Origin of the sequence: Bartonella tribocorum CIP 105476, assembly GCF_000196435.1 — a bacterium.
GTDB classification, from domain to species: domain Bacteria; phylum Pseudomonadota; class Alphaproteobacteria; order Rhizobiales; family Rhizobiaceae; genus Bartonella; species Bartonella tribocorum.
Window position 1 is genome coordinate 1259863 of record NC_010161.1, and the last position, 24509, is coordinate 1284371.

Consider the following 24509-nt stretch of genomic DNA (forward strand, 5'->3'; position numbering starts at 1 on the left):
TTTTCTCTCTTAAACATTTTTTTCAAGCCATTGACCAATGATATTCTCCAAAACAGTCTGGATATTATCTTGCGTAATGTCATCAATGAGCTCAGCAATAAATCCTTTAATTAAAAGAGCACGAGCCGTTTTAAATGGAATACCGCGCGCCATGAGATAGAAAAGATAATCGTGATTAATATTCGCAACTGTTGCACCATGACCACAGGCAACATCATCAGCAAAAATCTCCAGTTCAGGCTTTGCGTTAAATTCTGCATCATTTGAAAGGATAAGGCTATTACAAGCCATGCGTGCATCCGTTTTTTGCGCTTTTTGAGCAACCCGTATTATCCCTTGAAAAACACCCACTGCTTTATCTGTAACCACATTGCGTATAATTTCGGTTGATGTCGACTTTTCTTCCACGTGACGAACGGTCATTGTAAGATCACTATGTGTTTGCCCTGATAATAAATTTATAACGCGTAATTGAAAATCAGATTCTTCCCCCTGTAATTCAATATCGACTTCTTGGCGATTGAGTTGACTCCCGATATTAATGACATAAAGTGATAACTTCGCCCCTTGAGCAAGAACAGCACGCAATCGGCCAAACTGTGTAGAATTAAAACCACGGTTGCGAATAAGAATCCACGTCACCTCACTCTTAGCGGCAATATTTAATGAAAATATTGAACTGATAAAAATATCTTGATCATTGCCAACCTGATGTTCAACAAACATAACTTGACTATTTTTATCAACTTTTATGTCTGAAAAAGTATGGGATTGTCCCCCCATTTGTATATTTTGTAATTCGATAGGTATATTTAACTTTGTATTTTCAGGAATGTGAAAAAGCCAACCATCCGTAACGAAAGCTGTATTTAACTGTCCAATAAAATCCTCATCAGAAATGTTTTGATCTATCTTTATAGAATTATCTTCTAATGCATCTGAAAGGCGTTTTACTGTAATATTGTCTAGCTTTTTTGATTGTGTCGATGTTTTTCCATTATTCATGGAAAAAACAGCGCTTTCTGAAAGCAATGTATCAACCAATCGATTGTCTTGAGCTTTTGAAAAATTACTCACAGATTTCAGTAATGTGCGTAGGTTGGTATAATGCCAATTTTCGATTTTACGAGAAGGAAGACGTGTCGTTTGAAACTGCTCAATGGCTTTCTTGCGGATTGCCCGCACAGCTTTATCACCAGGTAAGTCGTTGATAGACTGATTGAAATTATTGATAATATCTTCTTCAACCGCTAACAAGTTTTGCTGTGCCTTCATATTCAATAACCTCAAACCGCTTCCCTGATAAGATCAGCATACCCATTTTGCTCTAAATACAGCGCTAAAGATTTGTCTCCGCTTTTGATAATTCGTCCTTTATAAAGAACATGCACCGTATCAGGAATAATATAATTAAGCAGTCGTTGATAGTGGGTAATCACTAAAAATGAACGTTTTGAATCCCGAAGTTTATTAACACCATCTGCAACAATTTTTAATGCATCAATATCCAAACCAGAATCCGTTTCATCTAAAACGCAAAGTTTAGGTTCAAGAAGTGCCATTTGTAAAATTTCAGCACGTTTTTTTTCTCCCCCTGAAAAACCTACATTTAATGGACGTTTGAGCATGTCCATATCTATTTCAAGCTTAGCTGAAACCTCTTTAACATGTTTTATAAATTCAGGAATTTTAAGTTCTTCATCACCACGTGCTTTGCGTTGAGAATTCATCGCAACTTTTAAAAATTCCATCGTTGCTACCCCTGGTATTTCCATTGGATATTGAAATGCAAGAAAAATACCATATGCAGCACGTTCTGCTGGATCCATTTCTAAAAGTGATTGTCCATTATAGAGAATATCACCTTCTGTTATTTCATAATCATCACGACCAGCAAGCAAATAAGATAAAGTCGATTTTCCAGCTCCATTTTGCCCCATAATCGCGGCAACTTCTCCATCTTGAACTGTCAAATTTAAACCACGAATAACTTCTGTATCGGTCCCAGCAATACGGGCGCGCAAATTTTTTATCTCTAACATCATTTAATCCTGTTCTGGCTGTTTTTTCAGATACCAATGCATACATTTTGCCTTAGCATCTATCTCTTTTTGTGATCACCATAGAAGTTATCTTTTACGTTATTTTCTACTATTATAGCCTTATTTGCATCAAGTCTTCGATTTATCTCATTAAATAAAATTATCCAACACTTCCTTCAAGGCTAATGCCAATAAGCTTTTGTGCTTCAACAGCAAATTCCATGGGAAGTTTTTGAATAACTTCTTTTACAAAACCATTGACAATTAATGCGATAGCTTCTTCTTCGGGAATTCCTCTTTGCATAACATAAAAAAGTTGGTCATCAGAAATTTTTGATGTTGTGGCTTCATGTTCAAACTGAGCTGTTGCATTTTTTGCTTCAATATAAGGAACTGTATGTGCCCCACAATCATTTCCGATTAACAAACTATCACATTGCGTAAAATTACGTGCATTTTGCGCTTTTCGATATGCTGTGACTTGTCCTCGATAAGTGTTATTTGAAAAACCAGCAGAAATCCCTTTGGAAATAATACGACTGGAGGTATTTTTTCCTAAATGAATCATTTTTGTACCTGAATCAATTTGTTGGTGACCGTTTGCGACAGCAATAGAATAAAATTCTCCACGCGCATTATCACCACGAAGTAAACATGATGGATATTTCCAAGTAATCGCAGAACCAGTCTCAACTTGTGTCCAAGAAATTTTAGAGTTATCACCTCGACAATCTCCACGCTTCGTCACAAAATTATAAATACCGCCCTTTCCATCTTTATCACCAGGGTACCAGTTTTGTACCGTAGAATATTTAATCTCTGCATTTTCGAGGGCAATAAGCTCAACAACAGCAGCATGAAGCTGGTTTTCATCACGTTGGGGGGCTGTACACCCTTCAAGATAAGAAACATAGGAATCTTCAGCAGCAATAATCAATGTTCGCTCAAATTGGCCTGTATTGCGTTCATTAATCCTAAAATACGTTGAAAGCTCCATAGGACAACGAACCCCTTTGGGAATATAAACAAATGAACCATCTGTAAAGACAGCTGCATTTAAGGCCGCATAATAATTATCCCCCACTGGCACAACGGTTCCCAAATATTCTTTAATAAGCTCAGAATGTTCAATAATCGCCTCTGAAATAGAGCAAAAAATTACACCAGCACGTGCCAGTTCTTTTTTAAATGTTGTCACAACAGAAACAGAATCAAAGACCGCATCAACAGCCACCTGCCCCGATACAGATACACTGTCATCAAACGTAGAGGGATCAGACTGTTTTCTTACCCCTGCCAAAATCTCTTGTTCTTTAAGGGGAATGCCAAGTTTTTCGTACGTTGCTAATAACTCAGGATCCACTTCGTCCAAAGATTTTGGTCCTGTATGATTTTTAGGGGCAGCATAATAATAAAGCTCCTGAAAATCAATTTTAGGATATTCAAGACGCGCCCAATGTGGCTCTTGCATTGTCAACCAACGGCGGTAAGCTTGTAAGCGCCATGTTAGCATCCATTCAGGCTCATTTTTTTTAGCAGAAATAAATTTGATAATATCTTCATTCAAACCTTTCGGCGCTTTATCCGTTTTAATTTTCGTTTCAAAGCCATATTTATATTGGTCAACATCTATCTCACGAACTTGGCGTATCGTTTCTTGTACTGCCGGCATAAATCTTCTCCATTTTTTGGCATCAAAAACCGGTAACTAAAAGTCTTGTTTTTACAAGATTAAAGTTAAGCAAGTTATTTCTTAGGCTATAGGCAAAGTGCGAAAATTTCAATCAAAGTTATTTTATTTTTAAAATAATTCTAATTTTTATAATTTCTTCATGATGAATTTTATCCTTTTTTCTTGTTAATCATTTGAGAAAAAAACAATAGAAAATCATCAATGTCTTCAGAAGTTGTATCACGTCCTATCGAAATGCGAATAGCGCCATTTGGAACATGATACCCCATTGCTTCCAAAACTTTGCTTTGTTTTACTTTTCCTGAAGAACAAGCAGAACCAGCCGATACAGAAAAACCTTCTAAATCAAAAGCAATTTGCATTGTTTCAGCTTTTATATTTTTCACGGTAAAGTAAGTTGTATTTGGCAAACGTTGAACTCTTTTGCCAAATATTTCAATATCTTGACTTATTTTTTGGAGTCCATCTTCTAATTTACCACGTAAATATATTAACTGTTTTATTTCTTCCTGTGTGAAACAATCAGCCATTGCTGCCCCAAAAGCAGCAATAAGGGGCAATGCTTCTGTTCCTCCACGAAAGCCTTTTTCTTGCCCTCCCCCAGTAATAAGAGGAGTTGGCATGAGAAGATTGCCACATGAAACAAATGCACCAACTCCTTTAGGACCACCAACTTTATGGGCAGAAAGTATAAAAAAGTCTCCTCCTAGCTGATTAATATCCACGAAATTTTTATCGATATATTGAGTCAAATCAACAACAAGAGTGCCTCCTAAATTCCGAACAATAGCAGCTATTTCTTTTAACGGTTGAATAACACCAGTTTCACTATTTGCAGCTTGAATAGCAACAAGAGGTAAACCTTTTGTTTTATCGTGAATCTTTAAGAGTGAGGTTAATTTATCTTGTTGAATAAGCCCATCTTGATCAACAGCAATGACACTTATCAATTCCCTAGCAAAACGCCCTCCTTCTGCAACAGAAGGATGCTCAGTTGCTCCAAGGTAAAGATGAGAAAATTGAACCTTTGCATTCCCCATCGTGTAAAAGGGTGTTAACAAAGTCATTGCTGCTTCACTCGCTCCAGAGGTAAAGACAACGTTATCTGGATCTGTTTTAAGATTTTCAGCGATTTGTCGACGCGCCTTTTGCAATACAGTTTTAGCTGCACGCCCTTCCTTATGAACGGATGATGGATTACCAAATATCTCTAAAGATTCCAGTAACGCCATCCGCGCCATTTTTTTGAGCGGTGTTGTTGCGTTATGATCAAAATATCGACGTTTGATAACCATTTTACATCGCAATCATTAATCTTATGAATTGATTAAAAAAATAGCGCAATTTTCTTGAAAAGTGCACTTAAAAAAGAATATCTAATGATTATTTAAGAGATTCTATGGTAAAAGTCGACCAAGATCAATGAGAGCCTTTTATAGCATTTAAGGAGCATTTTATGCCAGAAATTATTTTTAACGGTCCCGCGGGTCGGCTCGAAGGGCGTTATCAACCTTCACAACAGAAAAATGCACCCATTGCGATCATTTTGCATCCTCATCCCCAATTTGGTGGAACGATGAATCATAAAATTGTCTATGATCTCTTTTATATGTTCCAACAACGTGGCTTTACAACTCTCCGTTTTAACTTTCGAGGTATTGGTCGCAGTCAAGGGGAATTTGATTATGGAATAGGAGAACTTTCAGATGCGGCGGCGGCTCTCGATTGGGTGCAAACACAACATCCAGACTCTAAAAATTGCTGGGTAGCGGGATATTCATTTGGAGCATGGATTGGTATGCAACTTTTAATGCGCCGACCAGAAATTGAAGGTTTTATCTCTGTTGCCCCTCAGCCTAATGTTTATGACTTTTCATTTCTTGCACCTTGTCCCTCCTCTGGACTTATCATTCATGGTGGTATCGATAAAGTTGCCCCTCCTAAAGATGTTCAACTGCTTGTTGATAAATTGAAAACACAAAAAGGTATCATCATCACACAAGAAATACTGGAAGGGGCTAATCACTTTTTTAGTGGATATCATGAAGAACTGATTGAACGATGTGCCCACTATTTGGATAACCACATCACCAATGAACTTCTAGGCTCTCCTCCTGAAATACTTTCACTCACTTAGGAAAACACGAAAGATTTATAAAAAGATCAGCAAAAATCGTTTCTGATCATAATGAGGTGATTTCTTTTCAGACTGTATTTGCGATTTTTCTAAATTTTGTTTCTATTGGCTTATGTTTTTTAGCGTAAAAAGGGAATAGTCCCCGTATTATTATCTTCATGATCAATGTGTCTGGTTTTCTTGTGATATGTGCGTCATTTATGGTAGATAAGGCATTAATGATCCATTATATAATCATCTATTATATAAATCAAAAAAATGCCCTCTTAAATTAGGAAATTAACTCTGTGTTTGCCTTTAAATCTGATTTTTTACACATTATGAGCGAACGTGGTTTTATCCACCAAATTTCGGATGAAAAAGGCTTAGATGATCTTTTTTCAAAAGAAACGGTAAGCGCTTATACTGGATTTGATCCAACAGCATCAAGCTTACATGCTGGAAGTCTTCTTCAGATTATGATGCTTTATTGGCTACAAAAAACGGGGCATCGCCCCATTGCTTTGATGGGCGGAGGGACAGGATTGATCGGTGATCCTTCCTTTAAAGATGAAGCACGACGGCTTCTAACACAAGAGGATATTGCAGCCAATATTGATGGTATTAAAAAGGTATTTGCTAACTATTTAACATTTGGTGATCGAGAAACCGATGCTTGTATTGTGAATAATGCGGAATGGTTGTGCCATTTAAACTACTTAGAATTTTTGCGTGATGTCGGAAAACATTTTTCTGTCAACCGTATGTTGTCATTTGATTCTGTCAGATTGAGACTTGAGCGTGAGCACTCTTTGTCCTTCTTAGAATTTAATTATATGATTCTGCAAGCTTATGATTTTGTTGAACTTTATAAACGTTATGGCTTGCGTATGCAAATGGGAGGCTCTGATCAATGGGGCAACATTATTAACGGAATCGAATTGGGACATCGTTTAGGAACTCCGCAATTATATGCATTAACATCACCCTTGCTGACAACCTCTTCCGGTGCCAAAATGGGTAAATCATTGAATGGTGCGGTGTGGCTTAATGCCGATATGCTTTCACCTTATCAATTCTGGCAATATTGGCGTAATACAGAAGACGCTGATGTAACACGTTTTTTAAAGCTCTATACGACATTACCCATGGATGAGATTCTTAAACTTTCTCTCTTACAAGGGACTGAAATTAATGAGGCAAAAAAAATTCTTGCAACAGAAGTTACAGCCATGTTGCATGGGCGTGCTCTCGCCGATGCAGCCGCAGAAACTGCCCGAAAAACATTTGAAGAAAAAACACTTGGAGAAAATCTTCCAACCGTTGAAATGAGTGCAATAGAATTAAAAACAGGCACTGGATTGCTCTCTCTTTTAGTCAAAGCAGGACTTGCAAAATCAAACAGTGAGGCGCGCCGTCATATTCAAGGTGGAGGGATACGTGTTAATGATCAAATAATAAAGGACGAAACACACCTTATTATTGAAAAAGATGTCACAGCAGAAGGAATCATTAAACTTTCTTTTGGTAAGAAAAAGCATATATTGATTAAACCTCTATAATCTATTGATGTCTCATTCATTCTATAGATTATTGTCCATGATAGTGATGTTTCTTGCGCCTTCTTTACTCATTTTTTATTGAATTTTTATGACAGAATAATTTTTACATGATAGCAAAAGATCTTTGAAATTGGTGTTATTCTAAAGAGTTGAAATTTTATTCCTTCTCTATGCTCGTCATTGATCTTTTCACTCAAAAAGAAAGATAAAAAATGATAAAATCAATGAAAGGTACTCTTGCTCCTGATTTTAATTTGCCACGCGATGGAGGAGAGACAATCTGTCTTTCTGACTTTAGAAGCAAACTTGTTGTTTTATATTTTTATCCCAAAGATGATACGAGTGGATGCACAAGCGAAGCTCTTGATTTCACACAATTAAAGACGAAGTTTGAGGAAATCGGTGTTGCTGTTATTGGAATCTCTCCAGATAATGTAAAAAAACACGATAAATTTAAACAGAAGCATGGACTTGATGTCATTTTGGTTTCTGATGAAGAAAAAACAACCCTTGAAGCATATGGTGTTTGGGTGGAAAAAAGCATGTATGGACGCAAATATATGGGTGTCGAACGAAGCACTTTTTTAATTGATGCAAATGGAAAAATCGCAGAAGAATGGCGCAAAGTGAGTGTATCTGGACATGCTGAAAACGTTTTAGCTGCTGCAACGCTTTTACATCGTAATGATGGTGTATAAACGAGAGGTGTACTATACTTTTAAAAGCAACAGCCTACCCCAATTGACTTTATTTTTCCAAGGGATTCAATTTTTGCAATATGTTCGTTTATAAAGATAACTAATTATTTATCATTAAAATTAATCCTCCGAATATTGTAAACTTTTTTCCTTTCGGATCCTTCTTATCTTGAATTAATCAAAAAACTTACTTGCGTCCATCATAAGCAGGATTAGCTTAAAGAGACTGTTGAAAAAAGAACAAGAGAATACCTCTTTCAATCTTTTACGTATCAAGGACTATCGATACATCACAACATTAATAAAACAAACAGTTTAAGAAATAAATCGACACGATTTGAGGTAGAGATATATCATTAACGAATGTTCTCAATTTCTTTGTTTTTTCCATAAATACGTTGAGAAAGTGCCGCCTCTATAAATGCATCTAAGTTTCCATTAAGGACGGATTGTGGATCAGTATTTTCAATCCCTGTACGTAAGTCTTTTACAAGTTGATAAGGTTGAAGAACATAAGATCTAATTTGATGTCCCCATCCGATTTCTGTTTTAGAAGATTCAACAGCATTGGTTTCTTCTTCTCTTTTTTTGAGCTCTTCTTCATAAAGACGGGCACGCAACATCGACCAAGCCGTGGCACGATTTTTATGCTGAGAACGCTCAGTTTGACACTGAACAACAATCCCCGTTTTTATATGTGTGATGCGAACGGCAGAATCTGTCGTATTAACATGTTGTCCCCCTGCTCCCGATGCACGATAGGTATCAATACGCACATCTGCTTCTGAAACATCAACTTCAATATTGTCATCAATAACCGGATAAACCCAAATGCTTGCAAAAGAGGTATGGCGCTTTGCATTCGAATCAAATGGGGAAATTCGTACCAAGCGATGAACGCCTGATTCTGTTTTTAACAATCCATAAGCATTATGCCCTTTTACAAGAATCGTCGCTGACTTTATTCCTGCTTCTTCTCCATCATGAATTTCTAAAACTTCAACCTTCATTTCATGCTGTTCAGCCCAGCGCATATACATACGCAACAACATAGAAGCCCAATCTTGACTTTCTGTTCCCCCTGCTCCAGCATGAACTTCCAAATAGGTATCATTGGAATCTGCCTCTCCTGAAAGAAGCACATCAATTTGCCTTTTATCGATCTCACTTTTAAGATGACGTATTGAATTTTCTGCATCAGCGATAATTTCAACATCACTTTCTTCTTCGCCCATAGCGATAAGCTCAATGCATTCTTCAAGTGTTTTTGTAAATGATAAAAGGCCATTGATTGAATCATCAAGACGTTGACGCTCACGCATCATATCCTGTGCTTGTTGCGCATCATCCCATAATGATGGATCTTCTGCTTTTTGATTAAGATATTCGAGACGCTTTAGTGATTGATCCCAGTCAAAGATGCCCCCTTAGCAATTGAATTGCCTTCTGGATTTCATCAACTAATGTTTCTATTTCTGCTCGCATAATTTAACACCGTATTTTTCTATACTCTTTCTGGTTATGTCTCTTAGCATTTTATACAAATTTAATAGATTGCGTTAGAAAATGGAACAAGTTCATCATTCTATTAAAAGGACCAACACTATAAAAAACAGATAAAAACAAGACTCATGGCAAAGGAGATTTTATCGATTAATACAGCCCACCTGTCCCACTTTCAAGGGCTTTGTTGACTTGTGGAGAAGTGGTTACTGCAGGGACACCTTCTTGAAAAGAATTCGTTCCCCCAATGACTTGATATATATCAGCAGGACCAGTCCCTGGTTTAAATGCTTCTATAATGACATCTTGATCTCCTCTTTCTGCAAGCATTCCTGTTTTTCGATTAATTGGCATTAAAATCATACCCTTTGGCATCTTAAAGGGAACATCTGGTTTCCCCTTCAGAGCTGCTTCCATAAACTCACCAAAAATAGGTGCTGCCAATGAACTTCCCGTACCATTATATCCCAACGATGCTGGTTGATCGTAACCAACAAAAACGCCAACGACGAGATCAGGAGTAAATCCCATAAACCAAACATCTTTAGAATCATTAGTGGTTCCTGTTTTAGCGGCAATATGTCGATTAAGATAACGTAAACGCGCAGCTGTACCGCGTTGAACAACCCCTTCCATCATTGATGTAATTTGATAAGCCGTCATAGGATCAAGAACTTGATCTCTCTCATCAATCAATGTAGGTTCTCTTTGATTGTTCCATGAATGCGTATTACAATTTTCACAAATACGATCATCATGACGATAAATTGTCTTCCCATAACGATCTTGAATTCGGTCTATCAGAGAAGGTTTAATAGAGCGTCCCCCATTGGCAATAACGGAATAAGCTGTAACCATCCGTAACACTGTTGTTTCAGCAGCTCCTAAAGCCATGGGAAGATAAGGCTGTAATTTATCGACCACACCAAAGCGCTCTGCATATTCAGCGACAAGAGGCATTCCCATATCATTGGCAAGCCGTACTGTCATAAGATTACGAGAATGCTCAATGCCATAACGCAGTGTTGAAGGTCCTGCAAAGGTACCACCATAATTTTTAGGTTGCCAAACTTCACCATTATATTGGCGAACTTCGATGGGACCATCTAAGATAAGCGTTGCTGGTGTATATCCAATGTCGAGCGCTGCTGCATAGACAATCGGCTTAAAAGAAGAGCCCGGTTGACGATAAGCTTGAGTTGCACGATTAAATTCAGATGCAGCAAAAGAAAAACCTCCCACCATCGCAAGAACCCGCCCTGTATGAGGTTCCATAGCAACGATGGCCCCTTCAACCTTGGGTATTTGCTGTAAACGATAAGTGTTGTTTGTATTGGATAGTTTTTCAACAAAAATGACATCCCCCACTTGCAGAACATGAGACAAGCTCTGAACAGTTCTTCGATAACCATTTTCTTTCACAACATGGAGTGCCCATTTTGAATCAGCTTCAGATAAAACAGCCATTTCGCGTTTTTTTGAGAGTAGCCCCGAAGCTTCGCGCTGTGGCTGTAAACCAATCTCTACTTTATTGGGATTTGCAGAAAGAACGACAGCTAAACGCCATTCAGGAACATCACTTAACCCCGTGATATTCGCAAGTTCTATCCCCCAATCATCTTTCTTATCAATATGTGCATAAGCTCCGCGCCATCCTTGTGCATGATCAAATTTAATTAATCCATTGTGTAAAGCCCGTCGAGCAAGAATTTGCAAATGCGGATCAAGCGTTGTACGAATTGAAAGACCACCTTCATAAAGTGTTTTAGCCCCATAGCGATGCATTAAACGACGACGCACTTCTTCAGTAAAGTAATCAGCCGCAAAAACATAGCTATCGCTTCCACGCATTGTCGCTCCTAAAGGCTTAGCTTTCGCTTTTTCACCTTGTTCACGCGTGACATACCCATTTGCAACCATCCGGTCTATAACCCAATTGCGCCGATCAATAGCACGCTGCGTATTCTTAAACGGATCATAATTTGCTGGTCCTTTTGGAAGAGCCGCCAAATAAGCACACTGTTCTAGCGTCAAATCATTGACGGATTTATTGAAATAGGTCAAAGAAGCAGCGGCTATACCATAAGTACCACGACCCAAATAAATTTCATTGAGATAAAGTTCGAGAATATGATCTTTTGAGTAAGTTTTTTCAATACGCATTGCTAAAATAGCTTCCTTAAATTTACGCTCTAGCGTTGTTTCTGAACTTAAAAGGAAGTTTTTAGCGACTTGTTGCGTTATAGTTGATGCACCTTCTGGACGTCTTCCAACACCAATATTACGGATATTATTGATCAAAGCTCGAGAAAGTCCTTCGGGATCTAAACCAAAATGATGATAAAAGTTTTTGTCTTCGGCCGAAATAAAAGCATCTTTAACGAGCTTTGGGACTGATTGAATCGGTAAATAGAGGCGATGTTTTGTTGCAAACTCTGCCATAAGACGACCATCAGAAGCATGGACACGGGTCATTACCGGTGGCTCATAAAGTGAAAGAACTTCATAATCAGGAAGTGCATTTGCTCGACCACTGGTCATAACACCCCATGTTATTGCGCCACAAAGTCCAGTAGCAACAAAAAAACGAAGAAGATATCTTAAAAAAATCATCATAAAAACGGCTATCGCTTTCTTAAGAATTGATCAAAGAAAAAATATGTTACTTCAATCACACCACGTGGATAACACCACAAGATTGAGACAAAGAAAAAATTGTTTTCTATCTTTTATTTATACTAGGATACACTAGAAACCCATATTGATACTCTATTTTCTCATAAATTTAAAGAGGCTGTACCATTTTCTGCCTATAATCAGCAAATTGACGAATAGAATGAGCAATAGAGGCTGCCATTTGTTTTCTCCAATGAGGGTCGTTTAATAACTTTTCATCCTCTTTATTAGATAAATAACCTATCTCTATCAAGACAGAGGGTATATCTGAAGCTCTTAAAACTTGAAAATTAGCATAGCGATGAGGATTATTGATCAAGTTTATATGGCTCTTTGATAAACTTGAAATAACACTATTTGCAAAATTAACCGAAAATGTATGCGTTTCACGTCGTGTAAGATCCATCAAAATATCTGTAACTTCAAGCGTTTCATCTGCAGGCAACCCATCAAGTAAATCAACCTTATTTTCACTTTCAGCTAAAGATTTCGCAATGGCATCAGAGGCTTTATCTGATATGGTATACACTGTGGCACCACGAAGAGAATGTACATCAATCGTATCCGCGTGAATGGATATAAAAAGATCAGCATCAAACTCTTGCGCTTTTTTAACTCTTTCACTTAATCTTAAAAAAATATTAGAATCACGCGTTAAAGCAACGCTAATATGAGAGTCTTTTTGTAATTCATCTCGCAGTGCCCGCGCAAAATCTAAAGTTACATCCTTTTCTAAAATTCCAGTAACCCCCCGTGCACCACCATCAATACCACCATGACCAGGATCAAGAACAACACGAAATTTTTGTGCCGAAATCAACGGTTCTTTTCTATCAAAATTGGTCCTTTGCTGGTTCTTTAATATATTATTAAATTTTTCTTGTGTACTTTTACGAATATCAACCAGCAACTGCCATAAACCATTGTCTAATTTTTTTATGATACTTTTTTCAACAACAAAAGCTGTTTTGCTTGTCAAAATAATGCGTGAAGTCTGTATATCAGAGAATGCATAACGCACATCTGAGAGCATAACGGACAATGTACTCTGTTTCTTTAAAGGCGAATTTTGTATTGAAAAGTCAATTGTAGGTAAATTGATAACCAAACGTGCAGGCCTATCCAAAATCTGCAAACGAACATTTGGTTTTGAATTGAAAACCGCAATTATACGCGTATGAGCACTATCACCAATGGTTCGAAAATTAATAAGTTTCAAAGAATCTTCAGCGTGAACACTGGTTTGGCATACCAAAAAAAATAATAAAAAGCATGTGAATTGCACAATAACATCCCAACAGGCTGTTTTCAGCTTTTGGGTAAAAAAAATTCTTATCATAAGCAAAGTACTCTACACTACATTTATAATAATTTATCTTGGTTATATAAAAACGATCCACCAATTTATTCTCTATTTTTCAATAAATGCTAATCCCCTTCATTATAAACACTCAAAAATGAAATTAAGGTAATAAAAATATTATCACGATACATGATTTACATTGTTACTTGCCAAACGTATGATATCAACATAAAAGAATATTGTGCTTCCTAACTGATAATAGATCTCATTATCTGTAACTCATAGTAAGTTGTCTTTAAAGGGGTTGTTGCATATTATGCGTTGAGACTTTGTTATGGATGAAAAATTTCTATGTTATAAAATTAGGATTGCATTAATTAAGATTCGTTGGTTCGGATATCCGAACTGTTTTAAAGATTATTCTACCAGAGACTTTTAAGAAATATGAGTCATAAAAAACGGATGGAAATGATGATGAGAAATGGTGTAAATGCAGTCATGCATCTACACGTGATGTTCCGTCCTGTTTTTCTGGTACCTCCCTTTTATGGCAGACAGCCCTTTACGTCTACGAATAATTACACCGTTCGTTTAAATAAAATTGTGCATGTCGCCTTCAGGATATTAACTTATGTCAAACAAAATGCTTATAGATGCCTCCCATCCGGAGGAAACACGTGTTGTTGTTATTCACGGCAACAAAATTGAGGAACTTGATTTTGAATCAGAACATAAAAAACAGCTCAAGGGGAATATTTATCTTGCACGTATTACCCGTGTAGAACCATCTCTCCAAGCAGCTTTTGTTGAATATGGTGGAAACCGACATGGTTTTTTAACATTTTCTGAAATTCATCCTGACTATTATCAAATTCCTATTGCTGATCGCCTTGCCCTTCTTGAAGAAGAGGAAAAAGCAGCTGTAGGAGAAAATCCAGCAGATGTTTTCACGGAAGAAACAACTAAAAATAAGAAACGCTCCAGAAGAACAAAAAAAAATGCGAAAAACAATGTCATAGCAGCCGATGTTGAAAATGATATCGCATCCGAATCTGTAACAATTGATCATACAGAAGAAATATTAAATGCGGATGCCTCTTATGATGAGATTGAAATGGTCGGTGCTGAGGACATCCGTGAAGAGCTCCCAACGTACCAAAGAAAACAAGGGCGCCAGTATAAAATTCAAGAAGTAATTAAACGACGTCAAATTTTGTTGGTGCAAGTCATCAAGGAAGAACGTGGTAATAAAGGTGCTGCACTTACAACATATCTCTCTCTAGCAGGTCGTTATTCTGTTCTCATGCCCAACACAGCACGCGGTGGTGGTATTTCACGAAAAATTACGAATGTGCAAGACCGTAAACGTCTTAAAGAAATTGTAAAAGAATTAGCCGTTCCAAAGGGTATGGGCGTTATCTTGCGAACCGCTGGCGCCAATAGAACAAAAGCTGAAATTAAACGCGATTATGAATATCTTATGCGGCTATGGGATACTATTCGCACTTTAACACTTGAATCAACGGCACCATGCCTTGTTCATGAAGAAAGTAATCTCATAAAGCGTTCTATACGAGATCTTTATAATAAAAACATTAGTGAAATTCTTGTCTCTGGAGACCAAGGATATCGTGAAGCAAAAGACTTTATGCGTATGCTTATGCCAAGTCACGCAAAAGTCGTGCAACCTTATCGCGATCCTACACCTATTTTTGCAAGAAATAATATTGAAATTCAGCTTGATAAAATGTTGCAACCACAGGTTTCTTTAAAATCTGGTGGTTATCTTGTTATTAATCAAACAGAAGCGCTTGTTGCTATTGACGTAAATTCTGGACGCTCTACGAAAGAATTCTCTGTCGAAAAGACAGCCTTACAAACTAATCTTGAAGCTGCAGAAGAAGTAGCGCGTCAATTGCGCTTACGTGACCTTGCTGGTTTAATCGTGATTGATTTTATTGACATGCTTGAAGAACGCAATGTGCGACTGGTCGAAAAAAAATTAAAAGACTGTTTAAAAAATGATCGTGCTCGTATTCAAGTTGGTCATATTTCACACTTCGGCCTTTTAGAAATGAGCCGTCAACGTATTCGTATATCCGTTTTAGAAAGTACAACACAGCCCTGTCCTCATTGCGCAGGAACAGGAAGTATACGTTCTGAATCATCAATTGCTTTACATGTCATGCGCTCAATTGAAGAATATCTTCTTCATAATTCGCAATATAATATTATAGTGCGCACACCCGTAGCAACAGCACTTTATGTGTTAAATCATAAACGCAATATTCTTGTTAATTTAGAAGCACGCTTTAAACTTAATATTAGTATTGAAGCAGATGATAGTATTGGAACGCAGCATCTTGTTATTTCTAGAGGCACAATAGCAGAAAGTATTTCTCAATCTTCATTTGAAGATGATAATAAGCAAGAAATTGAAGATTCTGTTTTCATAAAAAGTGAATCTCTTGAAAATTCCCCTCCCACTGAAACAAATCAAAAACGTCGACGCAAAAATCGTCACGATGAAATGACTGATCATTCTCTCTCCGCTATTGATAAAAAAGAAGATACCTTGAGTGATGATTCTTATCGTCGAGGACGCCGTCGAGGACGTCGTGGTGGTCGACGCAATCAAGATAATAGTTTTCATCAGATTCGCGTTCCTTACGCAGAACCAGTAGGAGATTTTGCTAAGCAAGCTTTAGCAGAAATTAAAGCAGCGCACCGCAAACGTCGTGTTCCATCTGCTAAATCTTCTAAACTTGAAGAAATAAAAAATGATACACAAGCTCTCGCTGTACAACAGCAAGATGAAGCGACAAAAGTTGATACAAGTGTTAAAACTAAAAAACGTAAAACACGTTCTTCAAAGGCAGTAGACAATAATCTTTCTCTAGAGAATGATCAAAATGTCGCCGAAGAAAAACCTACAAACAGTTCAGTCCGTAAAATTAAAACAAAAAAAGCAGGTAAATCTGTCCATGAGGGAGAGGATAAAACTCCTGAAAATGGTAAGAAATCAACACGTAGAACACGTAAAAAATCATCCTCTAAAGAAACAACAGAAATACAAAAAACATTAGAGGCAGTCAGTATAATGGAGGTGGGGGAAGTTATCGAATCCTCTCCTTCCCAAATTGAAAAAACGATTAACCAACCCATTGTTATCTCATCAGAATCTAATGATGCTCCTAAAACTGCACGTATTGGTTGGTGGAAACGTAGAACTCTTTCAAAAAATTAACAATTAAAAAAACCGCCACAAAAAATTGTGGCGGTTTGAATAACAGAAAAAGTTTCAATAAATTCCGTATTATTTTTGTTTTGCTTTCTCTTGCTCAGCCCGCATACGCTCTTCAATTTCTTTTTGATTGGATTGAATGGCTTGCTGCAGCTTTATTTGCTCTTGTTGGAAATCTTTTTCTTCCATACCAGGACCGGTATACGCAGCTGTAAATCCATTAAGAGAAAATTCAATAGGATTAGCTGAACCACGGAAATTAACTGTGGTTACAACCATTTTTGTACCACTTTTCATAGCTGCGATAAGCTTATCATCTAAGACATCATTAGCAATACAACTTGGTCCATTACAAATGATATAAGGAATTTTTTTAGAGAAGCCATCACCTATTTGAATGTTAACACCTTCTGGTAAAAAACGACCTGTAGGTACTTGAATACCTATACGTTTTTCATTTTGTTTCCCTTTTATTTCAACAAGATTAAAAGCCGTTAAAGGTTGTCCCGTATTCGATAATACAGTATTCATTGTATTACAAATATCAACATCATGCTGCTTACTGCAAACTTTGTACCAACCTTGCGATAAAGTTTGCGCATTTGCAGAAATACCAGCTATAAGAAAAAGGGCAGCCGCTCCAACTAATACTGAAACAGCAGAATAGACATTTTTATGCGACATGATTAAGTTAATCCTTTCAACGCGCTCTTAAGTAACTTAAAAAAATATTAAATATAACTTCAACTTAAATTTATTAAATTATAATGAAATAATACTTAATTTTATCATTTTTACTTCAATATTAAAAAAAAAGTCAAATTTAGAGAAAAAACTACGATAAGCCATTTAAATTTTTATACACTCAATATAGCATTCCCCTCTTTATCACATGGGTGTTTGATGGAATTTATCCATAAAACATCTTTGTGCGTCTGCGCTAAGATTGCATAAACGAATCAATATTGCAATATCAATTAAAGTAAACTCCTATACTATTCTAAAAATCTTACGAATTTAAACATTTACTACTCTTAAGCTGTAAGGCTTTAGCAACAAATATTGCAATGCATGAAATTCCAAAATATCGGATAAAATCTTAATATTTTTATCTGTTCCTCGTATAAATGAAAAGGATAAAGCTAACCTATAAGGATAATTGATGAACTAAATCCATTCTTAATCTGCAGCTTAAAAAATTGTAAAAGAATTTTTTCTGTAAACAATTTTCTATCATTGTTTATGAAACAATAGTAGTATGCTTTTGTTATAAAGAATCTTTCGTAATAAAACCTTTATATTTATAGCTTTTGGCAGCAAAAGCTGAGTTTTAAAATACGTGACTAAGAAATTAATTTTTCTTAATTTGACGACACATTTTTTCAGACAAAAAATCTATAGCTGATGAAAACATTTTTATAATAAACTTCCTTTAGAAGAGAATAACATATTAATCTATAAGAATAATTTAGTGTTTTTATAATGAAGGTTACGCATTGCTTCACGCTTTTTTTTATCGCATTGCTTTAATGGGATCACACCGTGCCATTGTAATACATATTTATGCTTTATGCGCTTTTTTAAGAGGCACCTAAACTCATCCGTAAATAATATAACGATAAAGCCATTGAGCTCCCCATTTTTACGTGTATGAATGAGCAAACCAGCATCATCACACTTTGCTCCTACTTCTAATGTTGTGCGATAATAGCTCTTGGTACTCGAAATGATTCGTAAGAGGCATTTTTATTCCTTTCTTGTATAGCTTTTGTCCCGATGCTTTCTCCCCTTGTAATGTACAAGCGAATGATTTTGATTAATTCAACGTAAACAGATTTGGAATGAGAGAATCTTAAACTATTTGTTTTTTTTATTCCATATGTAAAAATTAATTATTATAAATCAATGTATTATAGAAACTCTAATAGCCAAACCTCCCTTATATTGAAACAATAAAATTTATTCACTTTCCCATCACAAAAGGTGTTGGTTATATAAAATAAAAACTATTGAACAAAAGAATAAAATACCCCTTATGGAATCATTTCACTTGTCCAATACTGTCGTACAACATTGGGAAATAACAATTGTATGATAGAGCCGCCTTATAATTTTATTAAACAAAAGTGATGATAATAAAACTTATACACTTCACGGAAAATTTTATATTGTACGATTCATAAGAATCATCATGAAATAAGTTTAGGTGTACTGAGAAATTTGGTATTCGTATTGAAATAAGAACCAGCGTTGATAAGAAAATCAAAAATATTTTATGTTTGAATACGATATAATTATAGCAAAATTTAAAAATTTTTCTTATGCATAAAATGAATAAATAAACTATTAAGGTTTGATTCCTTCAAAATTTAAAGGGAATTTTAATTTTTTTTGGAGCAGATAATCCTTCTATAGAAGCAATGATAACAGCGGTGCTCAATACAGATTTGGATGTCGACTTATATTGCATTAGTTTGTTACTTAAAGAAAACTCTGAATTTCTAGAAAGTTACTGCTTTAATTTCCTGAACAATGGATGGCTCTGTGCCTATTTTAAATATCCACATATTCTGTATGGATATTATTTTTCAACTTTATAACGCGCATAAAAATAGCTTTATCAATTTATTTTGGCTATTTGTCGGATAAAAAATCATTTAAAATAATAAGTGCTGATAAAACTTCCTTCATCTTTCATAATATCGAAGATATAAATGGTTAATGATTTGAACCTTAACATATCACTCTGTTCCCTTATATAAAATAACCTAAAGCTATAAAGTATTTCTCTTATCGTATTAATGAAATAAGATTTATGATACGAAATGAACAGCCATTAAAATGATTAAATTGTATCTTATGTAATAAGAATAATAATAGCTTAGATATGAAAAATTATTTATATAATAAATAATTAAAAATTATATATAACTAAACTATTTATTATAAATATCTCTCTTGTTTAAATTATTAACTTAATTTTTTACTGTATTCACCTAAAGAAATTTTTCATAAAGTTTATAAAATATACTGTTATAAAAAAGTACTCTTTACTTGAACCATTCTTCAAAATGAGAACGCATACGATCTATAATATTCTTTCTCTTTTCTGGCAGCATTATAGTATATATTTCTCTCGTGCTTCTACATAATAAAGGAGCAGCTTTTACATTTGAAGGATTGCTCATCACCATATCCTTTATACCAGTAATTATCTGTTCTTCAAAATCTGAAACACTAATCACCATTCGTTCTTCAAAGTGTCTGATTAATTCAGGATCTATTGAATTGATTGCATCTTTCGCCCAACTAAAATCTTCTTGATTCCAACCAAAATCCTTCCGCAATAAATCCCCTATATCACTGTCCAACAGATTTTCTTCAATTTTACAAGAAAGAACCAGAACGGGATAGAATCGTACCGTTTCATCAATCTCTCTATCGTTAAGGATTTCTACACTTGCTGTATCACCAGTCGTTCCTAATTCAGAAGCGCTTCGAGACTTTAGATATTTTTTAGCTTTACTTAATTTTCTTTCATACTCTCCTACTCTATACTCTCTTGCCCTATGCGCTCTATATGCCAATTCTTCCATTTCTTTCGCTAAGTCACTCAGCCTTGAAGAAAGCTTATAACGCTCTCCATTAAGGTCACTATATTCTTGTATAAGCCTATCATGTTCTATGTTATGAGAGCGTATTTGCGAAAGCGTTAAATCAGCTAATGTCTTTTCAATAAATTTTATCCTCTTTTCAATAACTTGTAGTCTTTCTTTAATACGCTTATATTTCTCATTAAGCGTTAAACCAGAAAGTGATAACTCAGTTAAGCTAAACTCAGCATAAGAGTTTTTTACGCCACACATTAAAGGAAGTAACAAAAAAACTATCGTTAGCAACTTTTGTAATGAAGAAAGCATGTTATCTTGACTTAAATTTTTTCCTTAAAGAACTTACAAAAAACTCTTATGTGCAAGTTCCATTTATTGTGCTTGCACCATCTAAGCTATTTTCTTCATTGTATCAATGCGTATTATAAGCAAAGAACAAAAAATATCTATATAAATGGCTTGTAAATTTAAATATTATTTTATAAAAATAATAAATGGATACTTATATAGAATAATCTTATAAAAACAAGGAATAGTGTTGAAAAGTAGAAAAACTACTTTAAACAGAATGTTGTTCTGCCATTTCTACAAGCTGTGTCATAATCGTTGCTGCTCCAATAAGTCTTTCATCAACGGTAGTCCAATCCCGAATAAGAGCGATACTTTGATCTGGACGAATTTTTGCCATTGAACCTTGTTTTCCTACCCACTGAACAAGAGCCATACTATTGGCGAAATAGTTATTACGAAACTGTATAACTATACCTTTTGGTCCAGCATCTAATTTTTCTACATGAGCTTTTCGACACAAGGTTTTGATATGAAAAACTTTAAGGATGTGTTGAACTTCAAGGGGTAAAGGACCAAAGCGATCAATTAACTCTGCCGCGAATTCATTAATCTGATTTAAATCCTCAAATTCTGTCAAGCGTCGGTAAAGCCCCATACGTAATGATAAGTCAGGCACAAAACTTTCTGGGATCATTACGGTTGTACCAAGTGAAATTTGAGGGGACCATTGCTTATCCTCACTTATCTCTCCATCTTTTAATTCAGCAACAGCTTCTTCAAGCATTTTTTGATAAAGTTCAAATCCAACTTCCTTGATATGTCCTGATTGTTCCTCACCTAAAAAATTGCCTGAACCACGAATATCCATATCATGGCTTGCTAATTGAAAGCCTGCCCCTAATGTATCAAGAGATTGTAACACCTTAAGACGACGATCAGCTGCAGGTGTTAAAACTTTACCAGAAGGAAATGTAAAGAGTGCATAAGCACGTTGTTTTGAGCGCCCTACCCTTCCTCGTAACTGGTAAAGTGCAGAAAGACCAAACATCTCAGCGCGATGCACAATTAATGTATTGGCTGTTGGAATATCAAGACCCGATTCAATAATGGTTGTTGATAGCAAAACATCGTATTGTCCATCGTAAAATGCATTCATAATATCATCAAGTTGCCCAGCCGGCATTTGTCCATGAGCTATAACAAATTTGAGTTCTGGAACATGTGTTTTGAGATATTCTTCTACAAAAGCCAGATCAGAAATACGAGGACAAACATAGAAACTTTGTCCACCACGATAATATTCTCGAAGCAAAGTTTCGCGTATAACAAGTGCATCAAATGGTGAAATAAAAGTACGAACCGCCATTCTATCAACGGGTGGCGTGGTAATTAATGAAAGTTCACGGACTCCTGATAATGCCAATCCTAAAGTTCGTGGTATGGGGGTTGCTGAAAGTGTAAGAACGTGAATATCACTTTTAAGCTCTTTTAAACGCTCTTTGTGTTTTACCCCAAAATGTTGCTCCTCATCAATGATAAGAAGACCTAACCGTAAAAAATTGATTGCACCACTTAATAACGCATGGGTTCCAATGACGATATCGATTGTACCATCTGAAATACCTTTTTTAACTTGTGCAATTTCTTTCGTTTTTACAAGCCTTGAAGCATGACCAATTTTAACCGGTAATCCTTGAAAACGCGAAATAAACGTCTTGTAATGTTGACGTGAAAGCAAAGTTGTCGGTACAACAACAGCAACTTGATATCCATTTAATGCTGCAACAAAAGCACTTCGAATAGCCACTTCGGTTTTTCCAAAGCCAACATCACCGCATATCAAGCGATCCATTGGCTTTCCTGAGGCTAAATCATCCAAAACGGCATCAATAGCGTTTATTTGATCTTCTGTTTCTTCATAAGGAAAGCATGCAACAAATTCATCAAATAGTCCAACTGGTGGAAGTAAAGCAGGGGCAGCACGGGTCACACGTTCCGCAGCTATACGGATTAATTGCCCTGCCATTTCTAACAAATGTTTTTTAAGTCGCGCTTTACGTGCTTGCCAAGCAACACCCCCTAATTTATCTAAAGTTACCTCTGTTCCTTCTGAGCCATAACGTGAAAGAAGCTCAATATTTTCAACAGGTAAAAAGAGTAAATCACCTCCAGCATATTTGATTTCAAGGCAATCTCGCAAAATTCCGGTGGTTGTGATAGTTTTTAGACCAACAAATTGGCCAATACCGTGGTCGATATGCACAACGATATCACCCGAATTTAAAGCAGAAATCTCAGAAATAAAATTTGTATTATTCTTACGCCGCTTTGGTGATCTTATGAAGCGATCGCCCAAAATATCTTGCTCTGCTATAATAGCTAAATCTTCAGCCTCAAAACCATGTTCTATCATGATAACAGCTGCTAATATGCGATCTCGTGGTGTTGCTTTGACAGTTTGCAAGGATTTTACAACATCTATTTTTTTCAATCCATGCTCATCAAGAACTTGTACCAAACGATTGAGAGATCCTTCACTCCAACACGCTAAAAGTACTTTTTTGCCAGCAGCGCGTAAAGAGGCGATATGATCAATAACACTTGAAAAAACATTTTTTTCTTGTGCATTACGCTCTTTTATAAAATCATATCCCTGTTTAACATTGGTGTGAATAACTGTTTGTTCCAAACTTTGTGGAATATTAAAAGGCGAAAAATCAATACGCTGTGAAGATTGTTTCACACATTCCAAAACACGCTCTGGCGTTAAATAGAGAAGACTAGGGTCTATTGGATGATAAGAAGTCGTATTTTCTTTATCATTTTCGCGCTCTTTACGCGCGTTATAATAGTCTTCAACAAGGCGATAGCGTTCAATGAAGACTTCTTCTATAAGATGTTCAAAAACAAGCGGTAAATTGCCACAATGGTCAAAAAAAGTATCAAGGTGTTCATAAAAAAATGGAAGCCAATGTTCCATACCAGCAAAACGCCGACCTTGAGCAATTGCTTCATAAAGCATGGTATTTTTTTGAGATATACCAAATGTACGCGTATAATTGCTTTTAAAACGGCTAATACGTTCTGGTGTGAGAACAACTTCACTCATTGCTTGTAATAAAAGTTCAGTTTTTTGGCGTGTTGTTCTTTGACTTTCTGGATCAAATACGCGAATACTTTCTAACGTATCTCCAAAAAAATCAAGACGTAAAGGTTCAACATCCATCGGAGAAAAGATATCAAGTATTCCTCCTCTTACAGCGAACTCACCAACATCACGAACAACCGTAACGCGTTCAAAACCATTAGTTTCTAAGAATTGGATGAAATGCCCCATGTTATGGCGCTGGCCAACATGTGCGTGAATAAGCTGAGCTTCTATCATTTCACGGGGAGGCAACTTTTGCATAATTGCATTTGCTGTTGTTAATATAATTGCAGGATGTGGATTTTGACGTAAATTGGCCATGCGTGCCAATGCTGATAGTCGACGTGCCATAATAGCAATTCCTGGTGACACGCGATCATAGGGTAAACAATCCCATGCAGGAAATTGAAGTACCGGCAAATTCGGCTCAATAAAATTTAAAACTTGTCGTAAATGCGAAATTTTTGTTCCGTCTCGAACAACATAGATGAGTGGTTTACCTTGTGCAATTTCTGAACTTAATTGAGCAAGGGCGAAGGCTTCAAACCCATCAGTAACGCCATCAAAAATCATATGAACAGAATTATTTTGGGGAATGACAATTTTTTTAAATATAGACATC

At 36.1% G+C, this 24509-nt stretch carries 14 protein-coding genes; 4 read left to right on the plus strand and 10 right to left on the minus strand.

Annotation, left to right across the window (positions count from 1 at the left end; translation table 11 throughout):
- Positions 1–9: 9 nt before the first annotated feature.
- From sufD to BTR_RS05635, 4 genes are all read right to left on the minus strand, one after another.
- Positions 10–1275, minus strand: coding sequence for a Fe-S cluster assembly protein SufD (sufD, locus tag BTR_RS05620; protein WP_012231757.1), 1266 nt, complete (start codon positions 1273–1275; stop codon positions 10–12).
- Positions 1276–1286: 11 nt separating this feature from the next.
- The gene (gene sufC / locus BTR_RS05625) at positions 1287–2042 is read right to left on the minus strand and encodes a Fe-S cluster assembly ATPase SufC (protein WP_012231758.1); all 756 of its coding nucleotides are present in this window, start codon (positions 2040–2042) and stop codon (positions 1287–1289) included.
- Positions 2043–2202: 160 nt separating this feature from the next.
- On the minus strand, positions 2203–3714 hold the full coding sequence (sufB, locus tag BTR_RS05630; RefSeq protein WP_012231759.1) for a Fe-S cluster assembly protein SufB: 1512 nt from the start codon (positions 3712–3714) through the stop codon (positions 2203–2205).
- Between the two features lie 170 nt (positions 3715–3884).
- Positions 3885–5030 carry a cysteine desulfurase family protein gene (locus BTR_RS05635; protein ID WP_012231760.1) on the minus strand — a complete coding sequence of 382 codons (1146 nt, stop codon included), beginning with the start codon at positions 5028–5030 and terminating at the stop codon, positions 3885–3887.
- Between the two features lie 161 nt (positions 5031–5191).
- On the opposite strand from BTR_RS05635, the gene BTR_RS05640 reads away from it, so the two are divergent.
- The 3 genes from BTR_RS05640 to BTR_RS05650 all read left to right on the plus strand — a co-directional run bounded on the left by BTR_RS05640 (position 5192) and on the right by BTR_RS05650 (position 8111).
- Complete coding sequence (locus BTR_RS05640) at positions 5192–5872, plus strand: alpha/beta hydrolase (protein ID WP_012231761.1); 681 nt, start codon at positions 5192–5194, stop codon at positions 5870–5872.
- A 287-nt stretch (positions 5873–6159) separates the two neighbouring features.
- Positions 6160–7413: a tyrosine--tRNA ligase gene (tyrS, locus tag BTR_RS05645; RefSeq protein WP_012231762.1), complete on the plus strand. Its 1254-nt coding sequence runs from the start codon at positions 6160–6162 to the stop codon at positions 7411–7413.
- Between the two features lie 212 nt (positions 7414–7625).
- Complete coding sequence (locus BTR_RS05650; RefSeq protein ID WP_012231763.1) at positions 7626–8111, plus strand: peroxiredoxin; 486 nt, start codon at positions 7626–7628, stop codon at positions 8109–8111.
- A gap of 356 nt (positions 8112–8467) precedes the next feature.
- On the opposite strand, the gene prfB is transcribed toward BTR_RS05650, so the two are convergent.
- The 3 genes from prfB to BTR_RS05665 form a co-directional block, all read right to left on the minus strand.
- Positions 8468–9596 (minus strand): peptide chain release factor 2 gene (gene prfB, locus BTR_RS05655; RefSeq protein ID WP_122364087.1). Its coding sequence is split into 2 segments (ribosomal slippage): positions 8468–9526 and positions 9528–9596, totalling 1128 coding nucleotides; the frame shifts between segments, so codons are not numbered across the junction.
- A gap of 168 nt (positions 9597–9764) precedes the next feature.
- A complete protein-coding gene (locus BTR_RS05660; RefSeq protein ID WP_012231765.1) occupies positions 9765–12230 on the minus strand; it encodes a penicillin-binding protein 1A in 2466 nt (821 codons plus the stop codon).
- A 169-nt stretch (positions 12231–12399) separates the two neighbouring features.
- Entirely contained in the window at positions 12400–13629 is a 1230-nt protein-coding gene (locus BTR_RS05665; RefSeq protein ID WP_038473585.1) for an N-acetylmuramoyl-L-alanine amidase, read from the minus strand.
- Between the two features lie 595 nt (positions 13630–14224).
- Between BTR_RS05665 and BTR_RS05670 the strand changes: the two genes are divergently transcribed.
- Positions 14225–16840, plus strand: coding sequence for an Rne/Rng family ribonuclease (locus BTR_RS05670; protein WP_012231767.1), 2616 nt, complete (start codon positions 14225–14227; stop codon positions 16838–16840).
- 69 nt (positions 16841–16909) lie between these two features.
- Here the strand turns inward: BTR_RS05670 and BTR_RS05675 are convergent, their stop codons facing one another.
- From BTR_RS05675 to mfd, 3 genes are all read right to left on the minus strand, one after another.
- Complete coding sequence (locus BTR_RS05675; protein WP_012231768.1) at positions 16910–17521, minus strand: invasion associated locus B family protein; 612 nt, start codon at positions 17519–17521, stop codon at positions 16910–16912.
- A gap of 2366 nt (positions 17522–19887) precedes the next feature.
- Positions 19888–20718 (minus strand): hypothetical protein, encoded by an 831-nt coding sequence (locus tag BTR_RS05680; RefSeq protein WP_244393513.1) that lies wholly within the window; start codon positions 20716–20718, stop codon positions 19888–19890.
- A 289-nt stretch (positions 20719–21007) separates the two neighbouring features.
- Entirely contained in the window at positions 21008–24508 is a 3501-nt protein-coding gene (gene mfd / locus BTR_RS05685; protein WP_012231770.1) for a transcription-repair coupling factor, read from the minus strand.
- Position 24509: the final 1 nt, after the last annotated feature.